Annotated in this window: 18 protein-coding genes; 3 read left to right on the forward strand and 15 right to left on the reverse strand. The window is 70.3% G+C overall.

The window, feature by feature from the left end:
- Window positions 1-3: 3 nt before the first annotated feature.
- The 8 genes from KV106_RS29615 to KV106_RS29650 all read right to left on the reverse strand — a co-directional run bounded on the left by KV106_RS29615 (window position 4) and on the right by KV106_RS29650 (window position 6,594).
- Window positions 4-516 (reverse strand): cupredoxin domain-containing protein, encoded by a 513-nt coding sequence (locus KV106_RS29615; protein ID WP_261214483.1) that lies wholly within the window; start codon window positions 514-516, stop codon window positions 4-6.
- Window positions 517-553: 37 nt separating this feature from the next.
- Window positions 554-1,939, reverse strand: coding sequence for a multicopper oxidase family protein (locus KV106_RS29620; protein WP_261214485.1), 1,386 nt, complete (start codon window positions 1,937-1,939; stop codon window positions 554-556).
- A gap of 2 nt (window positions 1,940-1,941) precedes the next feature.
- A complete protein-coding gene (locus KV106_RS29625) occupies window positions 1,942-3,423 on the reverse strand; it encodes a TolC family protein (protein ID WP_261214487.1) in 1,482 nt (493 codons plus the stop codon).
- Window positions 3,424-3,500: 77 nt separating this feature from the next.
- A complete protein-coding gene (locus KV106_RS29630) occupies window positions 3,501-3,920 on the reverse strand; it encodes a hypothetical protein (protein WP_261214490.1) in 420 nt (139 codons plus the stop codon).
- A gap of 26 nt (window positions 3,921-3,946) precedes the next feature.
- Window positions 3,947-4,198: a hypothetical protein gene (locus tag KV106_RS29635; protein ID WP_371268778.1), complete on the reverse strand. Its 252-nt coding sequence runs from the start codon at window positions 4,196-4,198 to the stop codon at window positions 3,947-3,949.
- 26 nt (window positions 4,199-4,224) lie between these two features.
- The gene (locus tag KV106_RS29640) at window positions 4,225-5,247 is read right to left on the reverse strand and encodes a glycerophosphodiester phosphodiesterase (RefSeq protein WP_261214492.1); all 1,023 of its coding nucleotides are present in this window, start codon (window positions 5,245-5,247) and stop codon (window positions 4,225-4,227) included.
- The gene (locus KV106_RS29645) at window positions 5,244-5,810 is read right to left on the reverse strand and encodes a DUF1439 domain-containing protein (protein ID WP_261214493.1); all 567 of its coding nucleotides are present in this window, start codon (window positions 5,808-5,810) and stop codon (window positions 5,244-5,246) included. Before KV106_RS29645 ends, KV106_RS29640 begins: the two co-directional genes overlap by 4 nt.
- Before the next feature lie 97 nt (window positions 5,811-5,907).
- Window positions 5,908-6,594 (reverse strand): GntR family transcriptional regulator, encoded by a 687-nt coding sequence (locus KV106_RS29650; protein WP_057596476.1) that lies wholly within the window; start codon window positions 6,592-6,594, stop codon window positions 5,908-5,910.
- 128 nt (window positions 6,595-6,722) lie between these two features.
- On the opposite strand from KV106_RS29650, the gene KV106_RS29655 reads away from it, so the two are divergent.
- The 3 genes from KV106_RS29655 to KV106_RS29665 are packed head-to-tail and all read left to right on the forward strand — an operon-like array spanning window position 6,723 to window position 9,715.
- Window positions 6,723-7,637: a tripartite tricarboxylate transporter substrate-binding protein gene (locus KV106_RS29655; protein WP_261214501.1), complete on the forward strand. Its 915-nt coding sequence runs from the start codon at window positions 6,723-6,725 to the stop codon at window positions 7,635-7,637.
- 48 nt (window positions 7,638-7,685) lie between these two features.
- Window positions 7,686-8,477 (forward strand): enoyl-CoA hydratase/isomerase family protein, encoded by a 792-nt coding sequence (locus KV106_RS29660; protein WP_261214503.1) that lies wholly within the window; start codon window positions 7,686-7,688, stop codon window positions 8,475-8,477.
- Window positions 8,478-8,491: 14 nt separating this feature from the next.
- A complete protein-coding gene (locus KV106_RS29665) occupies window positions 8,492-9,715 on the forward strand; it encodes a CaiB/BaiF CoA transferase family protein (RefSeq protein ID WP_261214505.1) in 1,224 nt (407 codons plus the stop codon).
- Window positions 9,716-9,718: 3 nt separating this feature from the next.
- On the opposite strand, the gene KV106_RS29670 is transcribed toward KV106_RS29665, so the two are convergent.
- From KV106_RS29670 to KV106_RS29700, 7 genes are all read right to left on the reverse strand, one after another.
- Window positions 9,719-10,204, reverse strand: a complete 486-nt coding sequence (locus KV106_RS29670) for a GNAT family N-acetyltransferase (RefSeq protein WP_261214507.1) — start codon at window positions 10,202-10,204, stop codon at window positions 9,719-9,721.
- A gap of 38 nt (window positions 10,205-10,242) precedes the next feature.
- Entirely contained in the window at window positions 10,243-11,025 is a 783-nt protein-coding gene (locus KV106_RS29675; protein ID WP_261214509.1) for an amino acid ABC transporter ATP-binding protein, read from the reverse strand.
- A complete protein-coding gene (locus KV106_RS29680) occupies window positions 11,009-11,662 on the reverse strand; it encodes an amino acid ABC transporter permease (protein ID WP_261214510.1) in 654 nt (217 codons plus the stop codon). Before KV106_RS29680 ends, KV106_RS29675 begins: the two co-directional genes overlap by 17 nt.
- Before the next feature lie 7 nt (window positions 11,663-11,669).
- On the reverse strand, window positions 11,670-12,332 hold the full coding sequence (locus KV106_RS29685) for an amino acid ABC transporter permease (protein ID WP_057596483.1): 663 nt from the start codon (window positions 12,330-12,332) through the stop codon (window positions 11,670-11,672).
- A 15-nt stretch (window positions 12,333-12,347) separates the two neighbouring features.
- Entirely contained in the window at window positions 12,348-13,148 is an 801-nt protein-coding gene (locus KV106_RS29690) for a transporter substrate-binding domain-containing protein (RefSeq protein WP_261214512.1), read from the reverse strand.
- Window positions 13,145-13,921 carry a GntR family transcriptional regulator gene (locus KV106_RS29695; RefSeq protein ID WP_057596485.1) on the reverse strand — a complete coding sequence of 259 codons (777 nt, stop codon included), beginning with the start codon at window positions 13,919-13,921 and terminating at the stop codon, window positions 13,145-13,147. The genes KV106_RS29690 and KV106_RS29695 overlap by 4 nt, the downstream gene beginning before the upstream one ends.
- Window positions 13,922-14,012: 91 nt before the next feature.
- Window positions 14,013-15,062 (reverse strand): MBL fold metallo-hydrolase, encoded by a 1,050-nt coding sequence (locus KV106_RS29700; protein ID WP_261214514.1) that lies wholly within the window; start codon window positions 15,060-15,062, stop codon window positions 14,013-14,015.
- Window positions 15,063-15,293: the final 231 nt, after the last annotated feature.

Here is a 15,293-nt window from a genome sequence, read left to right on the forward strand (position 1 = left end):
TTGTCAGGATTTGCCGGCGGCGGGCAGCACGCGCACGCGGCCGGCCATGCCGAGTTCGTAGTGGTCCTTCACCAGGCAGGCGAAGTCGAAGTCGCCGGCGCGGTTGAAGGTCCAGACCAGCTCGCCGGTGTGGCCCGGCAGCACGTGCGCCATCCAGGGCTCGTCGTGCTCCATGCCGGGGAATTTCTTCATCATGGCCGCGTGGGCCTCGATCTCGGCCGTGGTGCCGAGCACGAGCTCGTGCAGATCCTTGCCTTTGTTCTTCAGGCGCAGGCGCAGCGTGTCGCCTTCGCGCACCTCGATCACCGAGGGCGTGAACGTCATGTCGTCGGCCATCGCGATGTCGATGGTGCGCTTCACGGCGCCGGGCTTGCCGACGATGCCCCAGGGCTTCTGCTCGGGCGCGAGTTCGGCCGCGCCCTTGGGCCTGGCGACGTGGTTCTCGTGTGCCGGCGCGGTGGTGGCGAAGGCCGCGAGCGCGAGGCCGGCGGTAACCAGTGCGAGTGTCTTGTTCATGGATGGAACTCCAAAAAATGAAAGGGGATGAGCGGGTTCAGTGCTGGTGCGCGCCATGCCCCGAGGGCTTGCGCACGCTGGCATCGGGCTCGGCGGCCGATGGCGCCGGTGCCTTCGCGCGCGGGGCCGGCGGCACGTTCGCGTCGGGCACTTCGCGCGCGACCGTGCCCGGCGGATGCTTGAACCAGCCCGGGTCGCGGTAGTCGCCGGGCTTCTGATCGCGGCGCACCTTGAGCAGCGTGAACATGCCGCCCATCTCGGCCGAACCGAAGGGGCCGGTGCCGGTCATCATCGGCACCGTGTTGTCGGGAATGGGCATCTCCATCTCGCCCATGTCGGCCATGCCCTTGTCGCCCATCACCATGTAGTCGGGCACCAGCTTCCTGATCTTCTCGGCCACGCCCTTGTGGTCCACGCCGATCATGGTCGGCACCTCGTGGCCCATCGGCCCCATGGTGTGGTGCGCCTTGTGGCAGTGCAGCGCCCAGTCGCCTTCCTCGTCGGCGATGAACTCCATCTGCCGCATCTGGCCCACCGCCACGTCGACCGACACCTCGGGCCAGCGCGCGGTGCGCGGCACGGGCCCGCCGTCGGTGCCGGTCACCTCGAACTCGTGGCCGTGGATGTGGATCGGGTGGTTGGTCATCGTGAGGTTGCCCGCGCGGATGCGCACGCGATCTCCGCGGCGCACGTTGAGCGTGTCGATGGCCGGGAACACGCGGCTGTTGAAGCTCCAGATGTTGAAGTCGGTCATGGTGTTGACCTTGGGCGTGGCGCTGCCGGGCTCCACGTCGAAGCTGCCGAGCAGGAAGCAGAAGTCGCGATCGACCTTCTCGATCAGCGGGTGATCGGCCTTCGGGTGCGTGACCCAGAAACCCATCATCCCCATCGCCATCTGCACCATCTCGTCGGCATGCGGGTGGTACATGAAGGTGCCGGGCCGGCGCGCCGTGAACTCGTAGACGAAGGTCTTGCCTGGCGGAATGTGCGGCTGCGTGATGCCGCCCACGCCGTCCATGCCGTTGGGCAGGCGCTGGCCGTGCCAGTGCACCGTGGTGTGCTCGGGCAGCCGGTTGGTCACGAAGATGCGGACCCTGTCGCCTTCCACCACCTCGATGGTCGGGCCGGGCGACTGGCCGTTGTAGCCCCACATGTTGACCTTGAAGCCCGGTGCCATCTCGCGCACCACGGGCTCGGCGACGAGGTGGAATTCCTTGACGCCGGCGTTCATGCGCCAGGGCAGGGTCCAGCCGTTGAGCGTGACGACGGGGTTGTAGGGCCGGCCGTTCGGTGGCACCAGCGGCGGCGCGGTGGCGGTGGAGCCCTGCGAGACGGGTTCGGGCAGCGCGGCCATCGACACGCGGCTGACGGTGGTGGCGGCGACGGCGGTTGCCGCGCCAGCGAAGAAGTTTCGACGGTTCATTTTCAGTGGCCTCCCGCCGCGGGGGCGTCCGTGGCGGCCGCGGTCTGCAGCGCCGTCATGCCGCCGGGCGAGCTGCCCGTGAGCACCAGCTGCAGATCGGTGTCCGCCAGCCAGAAATCGCGCTGCGCCTCGATGCCCGCGTTCACCGCGAGCATGCTGGCGCGGGTTTCGCCGAGCAGTTCCCAGACGCTGGCGAGCATGCCGTTGTAGCGAAGGACCATCTCTTCGTTGACCTTCTTGCGCAGCGGCAGTACCTCGTCGCGGTAGCGGCGGGCGATGCCGTAGGCGGTGTTCCAGCCCTGCCATGCCTCGCGCGCCTCGCTCGCGGCGAGCACGCCCACGTCGCGCACGCGGGCGGCCGACTGCAGGTACTGCGCCTCGGCACGGCCGTTGCGCGACTGGCCCCAGTCGAAGATCGGAATGGGCAGGTCGATCTCGAAGCCTCGCTTGGTTTTCTGCGTGCGGTCGGCGTCGTTGTCGAAGGTGGTGTTGCGCACCACGCCCAGCTCCATCGCGTTGATCACGCTGGTGGCGTGCGTGAGGCCGAGCGAGCCGGCCACGGCCGTGTTCTGCGCCTGCGCCGAGCGCACGTCGAGCCGGTCGCGCAGCGCGCGCGCCTGCACGTCGCCGAGCTCGGGCGCGGCCTGGGGCAGCGCCGGCAGGCGGTCGGGCAGGGTGTAGGCGGTGCGTTCGCCCGCCAGGCCCAGCAGCCGCGTGAGCTGTTCGCGCGAGGCCACGGCGGCCTGCTCGGCACGCGCGAGCTGGGCCGCGGCATCGGCCAGCAGCAGCTGTTCGCGCGTGCGCTGCAGCGCGCTCCAGTTGCCGACCTGGGCCATGCGGTGCGCGAGCTCGGCGCCGGCCTCGGCCGCCTCCCTGGCATCGCGCAGGTAGATCACGCTCTGCTGCGCCGCCACCGCGCGCACCCAGGCGCGGCGCGTGTCGGCGGCCAGCAGCAGCACGCTCTGCGCGGCCTGCAGCTTGGCGGCCTCGTGACGCTGGCCGGCCCAGCGCGCCTGCCACGGCAGCGTGACCAGGCCGATCACGTTGAAGCTCAGCATGCGCTCGAATTCGCGCTCGCGGCCCTGCGCCAGCCGGCTGAACGAGAGCACCGGGTTCGGCAGGCTCGCGGCCTGCACGCGGTCGGCGTCGCTCAGCTGCAGGGTGGCGAAGGCGTCCTGCACGCGCGGGCCGTTGACCAGCGCGATGCGCACGGCGGCCTCGGCGTCGAGCGGCCTGGCGAGCAGCGCATCGACGCTTTTGCGCGAAGCCTCGTCGGGCATGCGCTGGGCCGGCTGGCCCGCCATCAGGGGATTGCCCGCGACCAGGGCCTGCACGTCGGCCGTGCCGCCGTCGGGCGAGAGGCTGGCGCAGCCGGCCAGAAACAGGGCGCTGGCGAATGCGAGGGCGCGCCGGGGGAGCGCGTCAGCTGTTCGACAGCGAAAGGGAAAGGGGCCGGCCAGGTGCCGGCGAACGATGGGGTTCACGCTCGATCTCCATGAGCAATACGATCGACGCCGCGAGCCGGCAAGGGCTCACCGCGGACGGACTACGGGCAGGGAGATCAGGAAATGGGCGGCTTCAGGCCCAGGAAGGGCTCGGTGCTCGCGAAGCGAGCCGCCGGGGCCGCGGGGGCGGCCTGGGGGGCATCGTGCGCGATGCCCGGGAGTTCGGTGCCGCCGAGCGCGACCGAATGGCAGACCTGGCAGGCGGTGCAGGTGCCGCAACCCTGGTGGCTGGCGTGGTCGCTGTCGTCACCATGGCCATCGGCCATCGCGTGGTCTTCGTGCGATGCGCCGTCCATGGCGCTCATGGCCATGTCGCCCGCCTCGTGGCAGTGCGCCTCGGTGGCCGCCTGTGCCGCGCCGGCGACGGCCTCGGCCGCGGGCATCGCATGCCGCACCATCTCGATTGCCATCGCGTCGCCGAGCCAGCCGCGAACCGGCAGCAGGGCGATCATGAGGGCGAGGAACAGGGTGCGCATGGAGGGTCGATGATAAACCGCGTGCCTCAGCCGCCGAGCTGCGCGCGGGCCTTGTCCACCCACAACGACAGGTTGTCGAGCAAATCTTTCTGGCTGAACGAGCAGCTTTCCTCACTGAACAGCGCGCTCGATTCGAGCCGGTCGAGCAGGTTCAGCAGCACCTCGCCATAGCGCGGCGGCAGGGCGGCCAGCAGCGCGGCGCTGCCGCGTGCCTGGTCCGACAGCAGGCCGGCGGGGCCGCCGCCCTGGCGGCGCAGCGCGTCGATGTGCCCGGCGATGGTGTCGAGCTGTTGCAGCGCGGCGCTCACGAGGCGCTCCTTCCCGAGGGCGGCAGCGGCAGCCCGCGCTCGCGTACCAGGTCGCGCAGCACGTCGGGGTAGTCGGTGATGATGCCGTCCACGCCCAGGTCCATCAGCCGGATCATGTCGGCGCGCTGGTTCACGGTCCAGGGCAGCACCTTCATGCCGAGGCCCTGTGCCTCCTTCACCTGCGCCGCGTCGAGGTCGGCGAAGGCCGGCGACCAGACGAGCGGACCGCCACTGGTGCCGGCCGCGGCCTTCACGAGCCGCGGCGTGGAGCCGAAGCCCGCGGCATCGAGCCCGGCGGTCCAGCGCTTGTCCTTCAGCGTGCGCGGCGTGCTCAGGTAGGCGCGCGACAACTGCGGCGCCAATTGGCCCACCAGCGCCAGCGTGCGCCAGTCGAAGCTCTGCACGGTCACGCGCTCGGCCATTTGCGCCTTGTCGATGACCGCCAGCAGCGCGCGCACCATGGGCTCGGGCGCGGCGGTCTCGTCGGGTTTTGTCGGATCGATCTTGGTCTCGATGTTGAAGCGCACGGTGGCCGCGGCCGGGCCGCGCGCGCGCACCAGGTCGAACACCGCCTCGAGCGTGGGAATGCGTTCGCCGTCGCGCGGCAGCTGCAGCGCGAACTGGCGGCCGTAGCTGCTCGAGGGATTGAGCCGGCCCACGTCGTAGCCCTGCAGCTGCGCCAGCGTGAGCGAGCGGATCGTGGGTCCGCTGCGGCCGTTGGCGGGCGCGAGCCACTGGCCGGCGGCATCGCGCGTGTGGTCGGGGTTGAGGGCCGTGTCGTGCGACACCACCACCACGCCGTCGGCGCTCAGGCCGATGTCGAGCTCGAGCGTGGTCACGCCGAGGTCGATGGCGTTGGAGAAGGCCGCCAGCGTGTTCTCGGGCGCGAGGCCGCGGCCGCCGCGGTGGGCCTCGAGGTCGAAGCGCGTGCGCGGCGTGGGCGTGAAGCCGGCGCAGCCCGCGGCGAGCGCGGCCGTGGCGCCCAGGGCGAGCAGGAGCGTGCGTCTGCGATGTGTCATTTGAGTTGCACCTTGATGCCGTCGGCGAGCACCGTGATGTCGCCGATCTCGTAGGTCTTGCGCCCGACGGTGAGTTCCTCGGGCTTGAAGGTGCGCAGCGGCTGGCCTTGCAGCAGTTCCTGCGCCACCAGCGCGCCCACGCGCTGCAGCCGCTCGCCATCGCGCCCGCCCAGGCCCTGCAGCTCGATGCGCTCGGCCTTGGGCTGGTCGAGCCGCAGCGCGCGCGTGGCGGCGTCGTACTTGAGCGCGCTGCTGACCGCCACCGTGCCCTGCACCGGCGCGCCGCCGAGCAGCGGGCTCGCGATGGTCAGCGTGGCGGTGATCGCGGCGCGGTTGGTGGCCGCGTCCAGGCCCAGCTGCGGATCGCGCAGCCCGACCGTGAACAGCTCGGCATAGCGCTCGGCCACCGGGAAGCGGCGCGCGATCTGCGCCTGCAGCTCGTCGCGGCTGGCGGTGTATTCGCTGGTGAAGAAGTTGAAGCCCGCGAAGGCGGCGAACGGCGCCTGGAGCGCGGCGGCGCCGAGCAGGACGCCCAGCGCGCGGCGGCGGGTAGGGCGGGTCAAGGAGAGGGGCATGGAGCGGCGGCTTTGCATGGCGGTGGGAGCTTGCCACAGGCGCGCGAGTTCGCGCCCGATTGGTTGCAGGACGTCACCGGCCGCCTCAGGCATGCAACAGGTTCTGCGGCAAGCCGCTCACGAACTCCGCGAAGTCGCTGCCGCCGATCGAGATGTGGACCAGCATCGCCGCCTGCGCCTCGGCCGGATCGCTGCGCAGCAGCGCCTCGGCGATGGCCGCGTGCTCGCGCGCCGAGCGCTGCATGCGGCCCGGCGAATCGAAGCGGTTGGCGGTGTAGGCGGCGCAGCGGGTGCGCAGCGCGCGGATCTGGTCGACCAGCGTCTCGTTGCGGCAGGCCGCGTAGATCAGGTCGTGGAAATGGTCGTTGGCATCGCGGTAGGCCAGCGCGTCGTCGCGCGCCGAGGCCTCGGCGCAGGCGGCCAGCGCCTCTTCCAGCGCCTTCTTCTCGGCCGGGCGCATGCGCTTGGCGGCGAACTTGGCGGCCGCGCCTTCCAGCTCGCCGAGCAGCTCCAGCAGCTCGCGCAGCAGCTGGATCGACAGCCGCGGCACCGAGGCGCCGCTGCGCGGTTCCATCACCACGAAACCCTGGGCCGCGAGCTGGAGGATGGCTTCGCGGATCGGGGTGCGCGAGACCTCGAAACGCTCGCTGAGTCCGCGCTCGTCGATGGGCTGACCGGGCTGCAGCAGGCCGCTGGCCAGGCTTTCGATGATCGACAGGCGGATCGATTCGGCCAGCGTCGGGCTGGCAACGGGGCTTCTACCGGGTTGCATACGGATGTGATCTGAAAATATACTGAACTCGTTTATAAATATTTAAACGGAGACGCGTGGTGTTTTCAAGACTGCTTTGGAAGGTCGTGGCGGCTGGTTCTGCATTTCTGCTGGGTGCGCCCGGATTTTTGCATGCGCAGGAAAGCTGGTCGCCGACCCGCCCGCTGCGGCTGGTGCTCGGCTACACGCCCGGCGGCGCGGCCGACGCGGTGGCGCGCGACCTCGCGCCGGTGATGGAGAAGGCGCTGGGCCAGCCGGTGGTGGTGGACTACCGGCCCGGCGCCGGCGGCGCGATCGGCGCCGAGGCCGTCAAGACCGCCGCGCCCGACGGCTACACCCTGGGCCTGATCGACGGCGCGCCACTGACCATCATCCCGAACGCGCGCAAGGTGCCCTACGACCCGCGCAGCGACTTCAGCTACCTGGGCGTGGTCTCGAAGTCGCCGCTGGTGGTGCTGGTGAATCCCTCGGTGCCCGCGCGCACCCTGCCCGAACTGCTGGCGCTGGCGCGCGCGCAGCCGGGTCAGCTGGCCTATTCCAGCTCGGGCAACGGCACCATCCACCACCTGGCGGGCGAGCTGCTCAAGGCCGCGAGCCGCAGCGACCTGATGCACGTGCCCTACAAGGGCGCGGCGCCGGCCATGAACGACCTGATGGGCGGCGCGGTCGCGGTCTCGTTCGCCACCATCGCGCCCGCCGTGCCGGTGGTGCAGGGCGGCCGGGCGCGCGCCATCGCCGTGACCTCGGCGCGCGAGGTGCCGGCGCTGCCGGGCGTGAAGACCGTGGCCGCGCAGGGCCTGCCCGGCTACGACGCGCAGGGCTGGTTCGTGCTCGCCGCGCCCAAGGGCCTGCCGGCGCCCGTCGTGCGACGGCTCAATGCGGCGCTCAACGCCGCCCTGCAGACGCCTGCGGTGCGCGAGCGCCTGCTGGCCACGGGCAGCGACATCGAGGCCGGCCCGCCCGAGGCGGCCGCCGAGCTGGTCGCGACCGACTTCCGCAAGTGGGGCCAGGTGATCCGCGAGCAGCAGCTCCATTTCGATTGACCCGCTCCTTTCCCTTTTTTTCTTTTTCATCTCCAAGGACCTTCACGCATGACCACGACCCTCCAGGATCCCGCGGCCGACACCGCCGCGCCGCCGCTGCTCGCCATCGACGGCGCCGTCGCCACCATCACGCTGCGCCGGCCCGGCAGCCACAACCGCATCGAGCCCGACGACCTGCCGGTGCTGCGCGGCTACCTGCGCCAGCTCGATGCCGATCCGGCGGTGCGCGTGATCGTGTTCGCAAGCACGGGCAAGAGCTTCAGTTCGGGCTTCGACCTCTCGCGCCTGGGCAAGGCCGCGGCCACCGGCGAGAACCTGTTCGAGCAGTTCACCGACGAGATCGAGAACGCGCGCGCGGTCACCATCGCGCGGCTGCACGGGCCGGTCTACGGCGGCGCCACCGACCTCGCGCTGGCCTGCGACTTCCGTCTCGGCGTGCAGGGCATGCGCATGTTCATGCCGGCCTCGCGCCTGGGCCTGCACTACTACGGCCACGGCATCCGCCGCTGGGTCTCGCGGCTGGGGCTCGGCGCGGCCAAGAAGCTGTTCCTGACCTCCCGCGCGATCCAGGCCGAGGAGATGCTGCGCGTGGGCTACCTCGATGCGCTGGTCGCGCCCGAGGCGCTCGATGCCGAGCTGCGCACCTGGCTCGACGAGCTGCTCGCGGTGGCGCCGATCCCGCTGGTCACGATGAAGCGCACGCTCAACGAGACCGCGCGCCAGCAGTACGACGAGGCCACCGCGCAGCAGGCGCATGTCGCCAGCCTGCGCACGCGCGACCTGCACGAGGCCCTGGCGGCCTTCGCCGAGAACCGCGCGCCGCGCTTCGAGGGCCATTGAGCGTGGCGCACGGAATGCCGCCACCGGACCCCGCCGCGCTGCCGCTGGCCGGCGTGCGCGTGCTCGAGCTGTCGCAGATCATGGCCGGCCCGATCTGCGGCCTGATGCTGGCCGACATGGGCGCCGAGGTCATCAAGATCGAGAAGTTTCCGGCCGGCGACGATGCGCGCGGCTATGCACGGCCCAACGACCCGGGGCTCGCGCCATCGTTCGTGATGCTCAACCGCGGCAAGCGCTCGGTGGCGGTCGACATCCGCCAGCCGGCCGGGCAGGAGGTGATCCGCCGGCTCGCGGCGCGTTGCGACATCGTCACCGAGAACTTCCGGCGCGGAAAGCTCGATGCGCTCGGCCTCGGCTACGAGCAGCTGCGCGCCGCGAACCCCGGCCTCGTCTACTGCTCGATCAGCGGCTACGGCCCCAACGGCCCGCTGAGCGACAAGGGCGGCTTCGACCTGGTGCTGCAGGCCTTCTCGGGCCTGATCAGCGTCACCGGCAGCCTCGGCGGCGAGCAGGCCAAGCCCGGCAACTCGGTCGCCGACATCAATGCCGGCATCCTGGCCGCGCTCGGCAGCCTCTCGGCCTATGTGCGGCGGCTGCGGACCGGCATCGGCAGCAAGGTCGAGACCTCGCTGCTGCAGGCCTCGCTGCAGCAGATGTACTGGTTCGCCGCGGCCTACTTCTCGAGCGGCGCGATCGCGCGGCCGATGGGCACCGCCCATCCGCTGATCGCGCCCTACCAGACCTTCCGCTGCGCCGAGGGCGCGATCGCGATCGGCGGCGGCAACCAGGCCAACTGGCAGCGCATTGCCGAGGTGCTGGGCCATCCCGAATGGGTGGACGACCCGCGCTTTCGCACGGGCCGCGACCGGCTCGCGCACCAGGCCGCGCTCGAGGCGCTGATCACGCAGGCGCTGGCGCCGCACGGCGCGGACCACTGGATCGAGCGCCTCGACCGCGCCGGCGTGCCGGTGGGACCGGTGCACGACGTGAAGCAGGCGCTCGAGCATCCGCAGTCGAGCGCGGTGTCGATGGTGGTGGAGGTCGACCATGCCGAGGGCGGCACCACGCGCTCGCTCGGGCTGCCGCTGCATTTCGACGGCGTGTCGCCGCATGCGCGCTCGGCCGCGCCGCGCGTGGGCGAGCAGACCCACGAGGTGCTGCGCGAATTCGATTTCGGCGAGGAGGAGATCGAGCGGCTGCAGCGCGCGCAGGTCATCGCGCAGCACGCCGCGGCCTGAGGCTCAGCCCAGCGGCAATTCGTAGCGCGCGAAGAGGCCGAAGTCCTTGCGGATCTCGCTGTGCAGCGAGAAGCCGAAGCGCTCGTAGAGGCCGCGCAGCGGCGCGCGGTCGGCCACGCAGTCGAGCCGCAGGTGGCGCTTGCCGAGCGCCGTCGAGCGTTCGCGCGCGAACACCAGCAAGGCGTTCGACACGCCTTGCCCCGCGAAGCCGCGGCGCACCGCGAGCTTGTGCACGTAGAGCGAGCTGCCGGCCTCGATCTCGGGCCAGAAGTACGGGTCCTCGAGGTCGAGCCGGACCACGCCGGCCACCTGGCCATCGATGCGCGCGATGAAGTAGCCGCCCGCCGCGCAGTCGCGCTCGATCCGTGCGGGCGCGATCTCCGGGCCCGACCACAGGGTGCGGCCTGCGTCGACCAGCCACTGCGCGGCCTCGTGCAGCACGGCGACGACGGTGGGGGCTTCCTCGGGGCGGGCTTGTTCGATCTGCATGGGGGGCCGAGCATAGCGGCCCGCCGGCTCACACTTGGTCAGTCATGCAGCGACGACAGGAACTGCCGCAGCTCCGGCGTCTGTGGATTCGCGAACAGCTCGGCGGGCGGCCCCATCTCGTGCACGCGGCCCTGGTGCATGAAGATCACGCGGTCGGCCACCTTGCGCGCGAAGTTCATCTCGTGCGTGACCATCAGCAGGGTCATGCCCTCGTCGGCCAGCGACTCCACCACGCGCAGCACCTCGCCGACGAGTTCGGGGTCGAGCGCCGAGGTGATCTCGTCGCACAGCAGCACGCCCGGTTCCATGGCCAGCGCGCGCGCGATCGCCACGCGCTGCTGCTGGCCGCCCGAGAGCTGGTCGGGCATGGCGTCGAACTTCTCGGCCAGGCCCACGCGCGTGAGCAGCTTGCGCGCCTGCGAGGCGGCCTCGAGCGACGCGCGCTTCTTCACCAGCGTGGGCGCGAGCATCACGTTCTTGCCGACCGTGAGGTGCGGGAACAGGTTGAAGCCCTGGAAGATCATGCCCACGCGCTGGCGCAGCTCGCGCATCGCCATCGCGCTCTCGTGCAGCAGCGGCTTGCCGTCGACGGTGAGCGAGCCTTCCTGGAACACCTCGAGGCCGTTGATGCAGCGCAGCAGCGTGCTCTTGCCCGAGCCGCTCTTGCCGATGATGGCGATCACCTCGCCGCGCTTGACGTCGAGGTCGATGCCCTTGAGCACCTCGTTGCTGCCGTAGGACTTGCGCAGCGCGGTGATGCGCACGATCGGCGAGCCCACGGCGACGGCGGGTTGTTGTTGCGGTTCAGGCACGGCGGCCATGGGTTTTCCTCTCGAGGGTCTTGGCGTACAGGCTCACGGGAAAGCACAGCACGAAATAGAGCAGGGCCACGCAGCTGAACACCACGAAGGGCTTGAAGGTGGCGTTGGAGATCATGCTGCCGGCCTTGGTGAGTTCGACGAAGCCGATGACCGACGCCAGCGCCGTGCCCTTGATGACCTGCACCAGGAAGCCCACGGTGGGCGCGATCGCGATCCTCACGGCCTGCGGCAGGATCACGTGGCGCAGCTGCTCGCCGAAGCTCAGCGCGAGGCTGCCCGAGGCTTCCCACTGCCCCTTCGGGATCGAGGCCACGCAGCCGCGCCAGATCTCGGCGAGGAAGGCGCTGGTGTAGAGCGTGAGCGCCACGCTGGCCGCGGTCCAGGCCGACACGTCGATGCCGAACAGGGCGATGCCGAAGTAGGCCAGGAACAGCTGCATCAGCAGCGGCGTGCCCTGGAACAGCTGCACGTAGAGGCCCACGGCCTTGCCGACGGCCCGGCCCCCGCGCAGGCGCAGGAACAGCAGCAGCGCGCCCACGATGCCGCCGCCGACGAAGGCGATGAGCGAGAGCACGACGGTCCAGCGCAGCGCCAGCAGCAGGTTGCGCAGGATGTCCCAGAGGGAGAAATCTGTCATGGCGGTTTCAGCGGCCGAAGAAGAAGCGGGGACCGGCCCAGTCGAGCAGCCGCCGCAGCGCCACCGAGAGCGCGAGGTAGATCAGCGTGGCGACGATGAAGGCCTCGAAGGCGCGGAAGTTGCGGCTCTGGATCAGGTTGGCCGCGTAGCTCAGCTCCTCGGTCGAGATCTGCCCGCACACGGCCGAGCCCAGCATCACGATGACGATCTGGCTCACCATCGCGGGCCACACCTTCTTGAGCGCCGGCGGCAGCACCACGCGCAGGAACACCTGCGAGCGGCTCAGCGCCAGGCTCACGGCGGCCTCGATCTGGCCCTTGGGCGTGGCCTCGATGCCGGCGCGGATGATCTCGGTGGAATAGGCGCCGAGGTTCAGCACCATCGCGATCACCGAGGCGACTTCGGGCGAGAGCTTGACGCCCGCGGCCGGCAGGCCGAAGAAGATGAAGAACAGCTGCACGATGAAGGGCGTGTTGCGGATCAGCTCCACGTAGGTGCCCACGATGGCGCGCAGCCAGCGCGGGCCGTCGGCGCGCGCCCAGGCGCAGAAGGTGCCGACCATCATGCCCAGCACGGTGCCCACGGCCGTGAGGCCGATGGTCCACGCGACGCCGCGCAGCAGCAGCGGCCATTCGGCGAGCACGGCGCCAAAGTCGAATTCGATGCCCATGGCCGCGCCGTTCGATCAGACCGGCAGGTCGCCGGCGGCCTTGCCGAGCCACTTCTTCGACAGGGCGTCGAGCGTGCCGTCCTTCTTGGCCGTCGCGATGATCTCGTTGACCCTGGTCTTGAGCGCGGTCTCGCCCTTGGCGATGCCGACGAAGCAGGGGCTGTCCTTGAGCAGCAGCTTGAACTCGGCGCTGACCTTGGGGTTCTTGGCGAGCATGTCGCCGGCAACCGCGGCGCTGGTCGCGAGGGTCTGGGTCTGGCCCGCGACGAAGGCCGCGATGGTCGCGTTGTTGTCCTCGAAGCGGCGGTAGTCGACGTTCGGCGGCGCCACCTTGTTGAGCTCCTGGTCCTCCATCGCGCCGCGCGTGACGGCCACGGTCTTGCCGGCCATGTCGGCGAAGCTGGCGAGCTTCATGCTCTTGGCGGCGTACACGGCCTGGAAGAAGGGCGCATAGGCCGAGGAGAAGTCGATCACCTTCTCGCGCTCCGCGTTCTTGCCGAGCGTGGAGATCACGAGATCGGCCTTCTTCGTCTGCAGGTACGGGATGCGGTTGGCGCTGGTCACGGGCACCAGCTCGACCTTGACGCCCAGCTTGGCGGCGATGAGCTCGGCCATCTCCACATCGAGGCCCTGCGGCTTCATGTTCCTGTCGACCGAGCCGTAGGGCGGGTAGTCGGTGGGCACGGCGATCTTGATGGTCTTGGCCTTGAGCACGTTGTCGAGCGCGTTCTGGGCCTGCGCGGCACCGGCCGAGGCCAGCAGGGCGGCGGAAGCGAGCGCGAGGGCGACGCGGCGTTTGGAAGCAGAGAAGGTCATAGCAGGGCTCCTAGGTAAGTCGAAGAATCGGAATCGGGGGTGGCGCCGCGCTTGCCGCGTTTGCTGCCCTTGGCAAGTGGGGCGGTGGCCGTGTTCTGCAGCGGCGCCAGCGCATCGCGCAGCTGGGCCAGCGGATCGGCGGGCGCCTGCACGCGCAGGGCCGACTGCACCGTGCCGATGTGCTCGGCCATCAGGGCCTCGGCGGCGGCATGGTCGCCGCGCTCGAGCGCCGCGACGATCTGCACGTGGTCCTCGCAGGACTGCACCGCGTCGTGCGTGGACTGGTAGAGCATGGCGATCAAGGTGGTGCGCGCCGTGTAGTCGCGCAGGGTGTCGGCCAGCAGCGTGTTGCCCAGGCATTCGGCCAGGCAGACGTGGAAGTCGCCGAGCAGGAAGCTGCGATTGCCGACGTCGCTTTCCTTGAGCGCGGCCTTCTCGCGCTGCAGGTGCGTCTTCAGCTGGCGCAGCGCGCTCTTCTGGAGCTTGCCCGCGCTGCCGGCGCTGCGAATGAGGCCGAGCTCGATCACGCGCCGCGCCTCGAAGGCCTCGCGCGCCTCGTCCTGCGAGGGCTCGATCACGAACCAGCCGCGCCGCGCGCTCACGGTGACGATGCCACGCGCCGCCAGCCGCGTGAGCGCCTCGCGCACGATGGTGCGGCTGCAGTCGAACAGCATTGCGAGCTGCTGTTCGCCCAGGCGCGAACCCGGCGCGAGCTTCTGCGCCATCACCGCCTCGACGATGCGCGCACTGATTTCGGATGCGGAGGTGGCCATGTGCCTGCATACCAGCAGCTTCCGTGCCAACTGGTATGCAAGATGTGTGCACCGAAATGGGCCGGCGGCGTGCGCCGGTGGTGCGGGGGCCTCAGGCGTGCACCGGGGTGCCGAAGCTGGTTTCGCCCCAGAGGTGGCTGGTGGGCGCGCCCGGAAACAGCCAGTGCGGCGAGCATTCGGCCGAGGGCACGACGTTGCTGAAGCCGTGTGACGACGAGGTGCCGGCCAGGGTCTTCTCGAGCACCATCGACAGGTACTGGTCGGTGCTGCCTTCCTGCGTGTTGCCGTTGAGGATCACCTCGGCGCCGGTCGCTTTCGCATAGCGTCGGATGCCGTCGTGCCGCGAGGAGAGCGGCGCCCAGCTGTCGGCCGAGACTCCGTTCTCGCTGCTCACGCGCAGGCCGTCGCCGGCACGGTAGACCAGCGAATGGTTGCCCTCGGTATGGCCCGGCGTGTGCACGAGCGCGAGGCCACGGCCGAGCTGGATGCTGCCGTCGAAGGGCACGATGCGTTCGGCCGCGATGCCGTCGAGTCCGTGCGGGCAGTACCACTCGGCCTGCACCGGCAGCAGGCCCCGCACGCTCGCGAGTTCCTGGCGGTGCACCAGCAGCCTGGCGTTCGGCAGCAGGCCCGAGGTGCCGAGCCAGCGCCGCAGGTCCTGGGTGTGGAGGTGGTCGTAGGTGATGTAGTCGACCTGCGCCGGCGAGATGCCGCAGCGCGCGAGCGCCTGCGGCACCGTGTTGTAGACCGGGGCGATCGCCTTGTGCAGGAACTTCGGGGTCTTCTCGGCCAGGCGCTTGAAGTAGGGCGTCTCGTTGCCGGCCTCGAAGTCGGCCGGCGTGAACAGCAGCGTGCGCAGCCGGCCTTCGAAGTCGTCGTACTGGACCACCACCATGCGCGCCAGCAGATGGACCATGTGCGGCTTGAGCAATTGCTGCGAATACACGCCGGTGAACGCGAACCATGCGGGGTAGGGGATGCGCAGCAGGTCGAAGCTGCGGGCGAAGTGAACCGGTGGGTCGTCCAGCAATTGCTCGCGCAATGCCTCGGCGCCGTGGCGAATGGCGCGCAGGCGGTCTTGGGGCATGGGGGTGTCGCGGGCGCCGTTGAAGTGGTTCAACGAGGCGAATTCGTCGGTCATGGTTTTTCTGGCCCTTGTTTGCTTGCTTGTCGAGGCCGGGGACGGGCTCACGCCGACGGGGTACTCCCCTCCGCGAATGTCCCCCGCCTTCGGCTCCTCCTTTATTTCGCTGCGGGGAGTACCCCATCGACGTGAGCCTGGACACGCTGGTCGAACCGGCCGCACCACCGCTGCGCTTCTCGTGCACAGGGCAGTGGGTGCTTCCCGCAGCGAAATCAAGGAGGAGCCCGA

The organism is Variovorax endophyticus (genome assembly GCF_025376855.1).
Taxonomy (GTDB): Bacteria; Pseudomonadota; Gammaproteobacteria; order Burkholderiales; family Burkholderiaceae_C; genus Variovorax.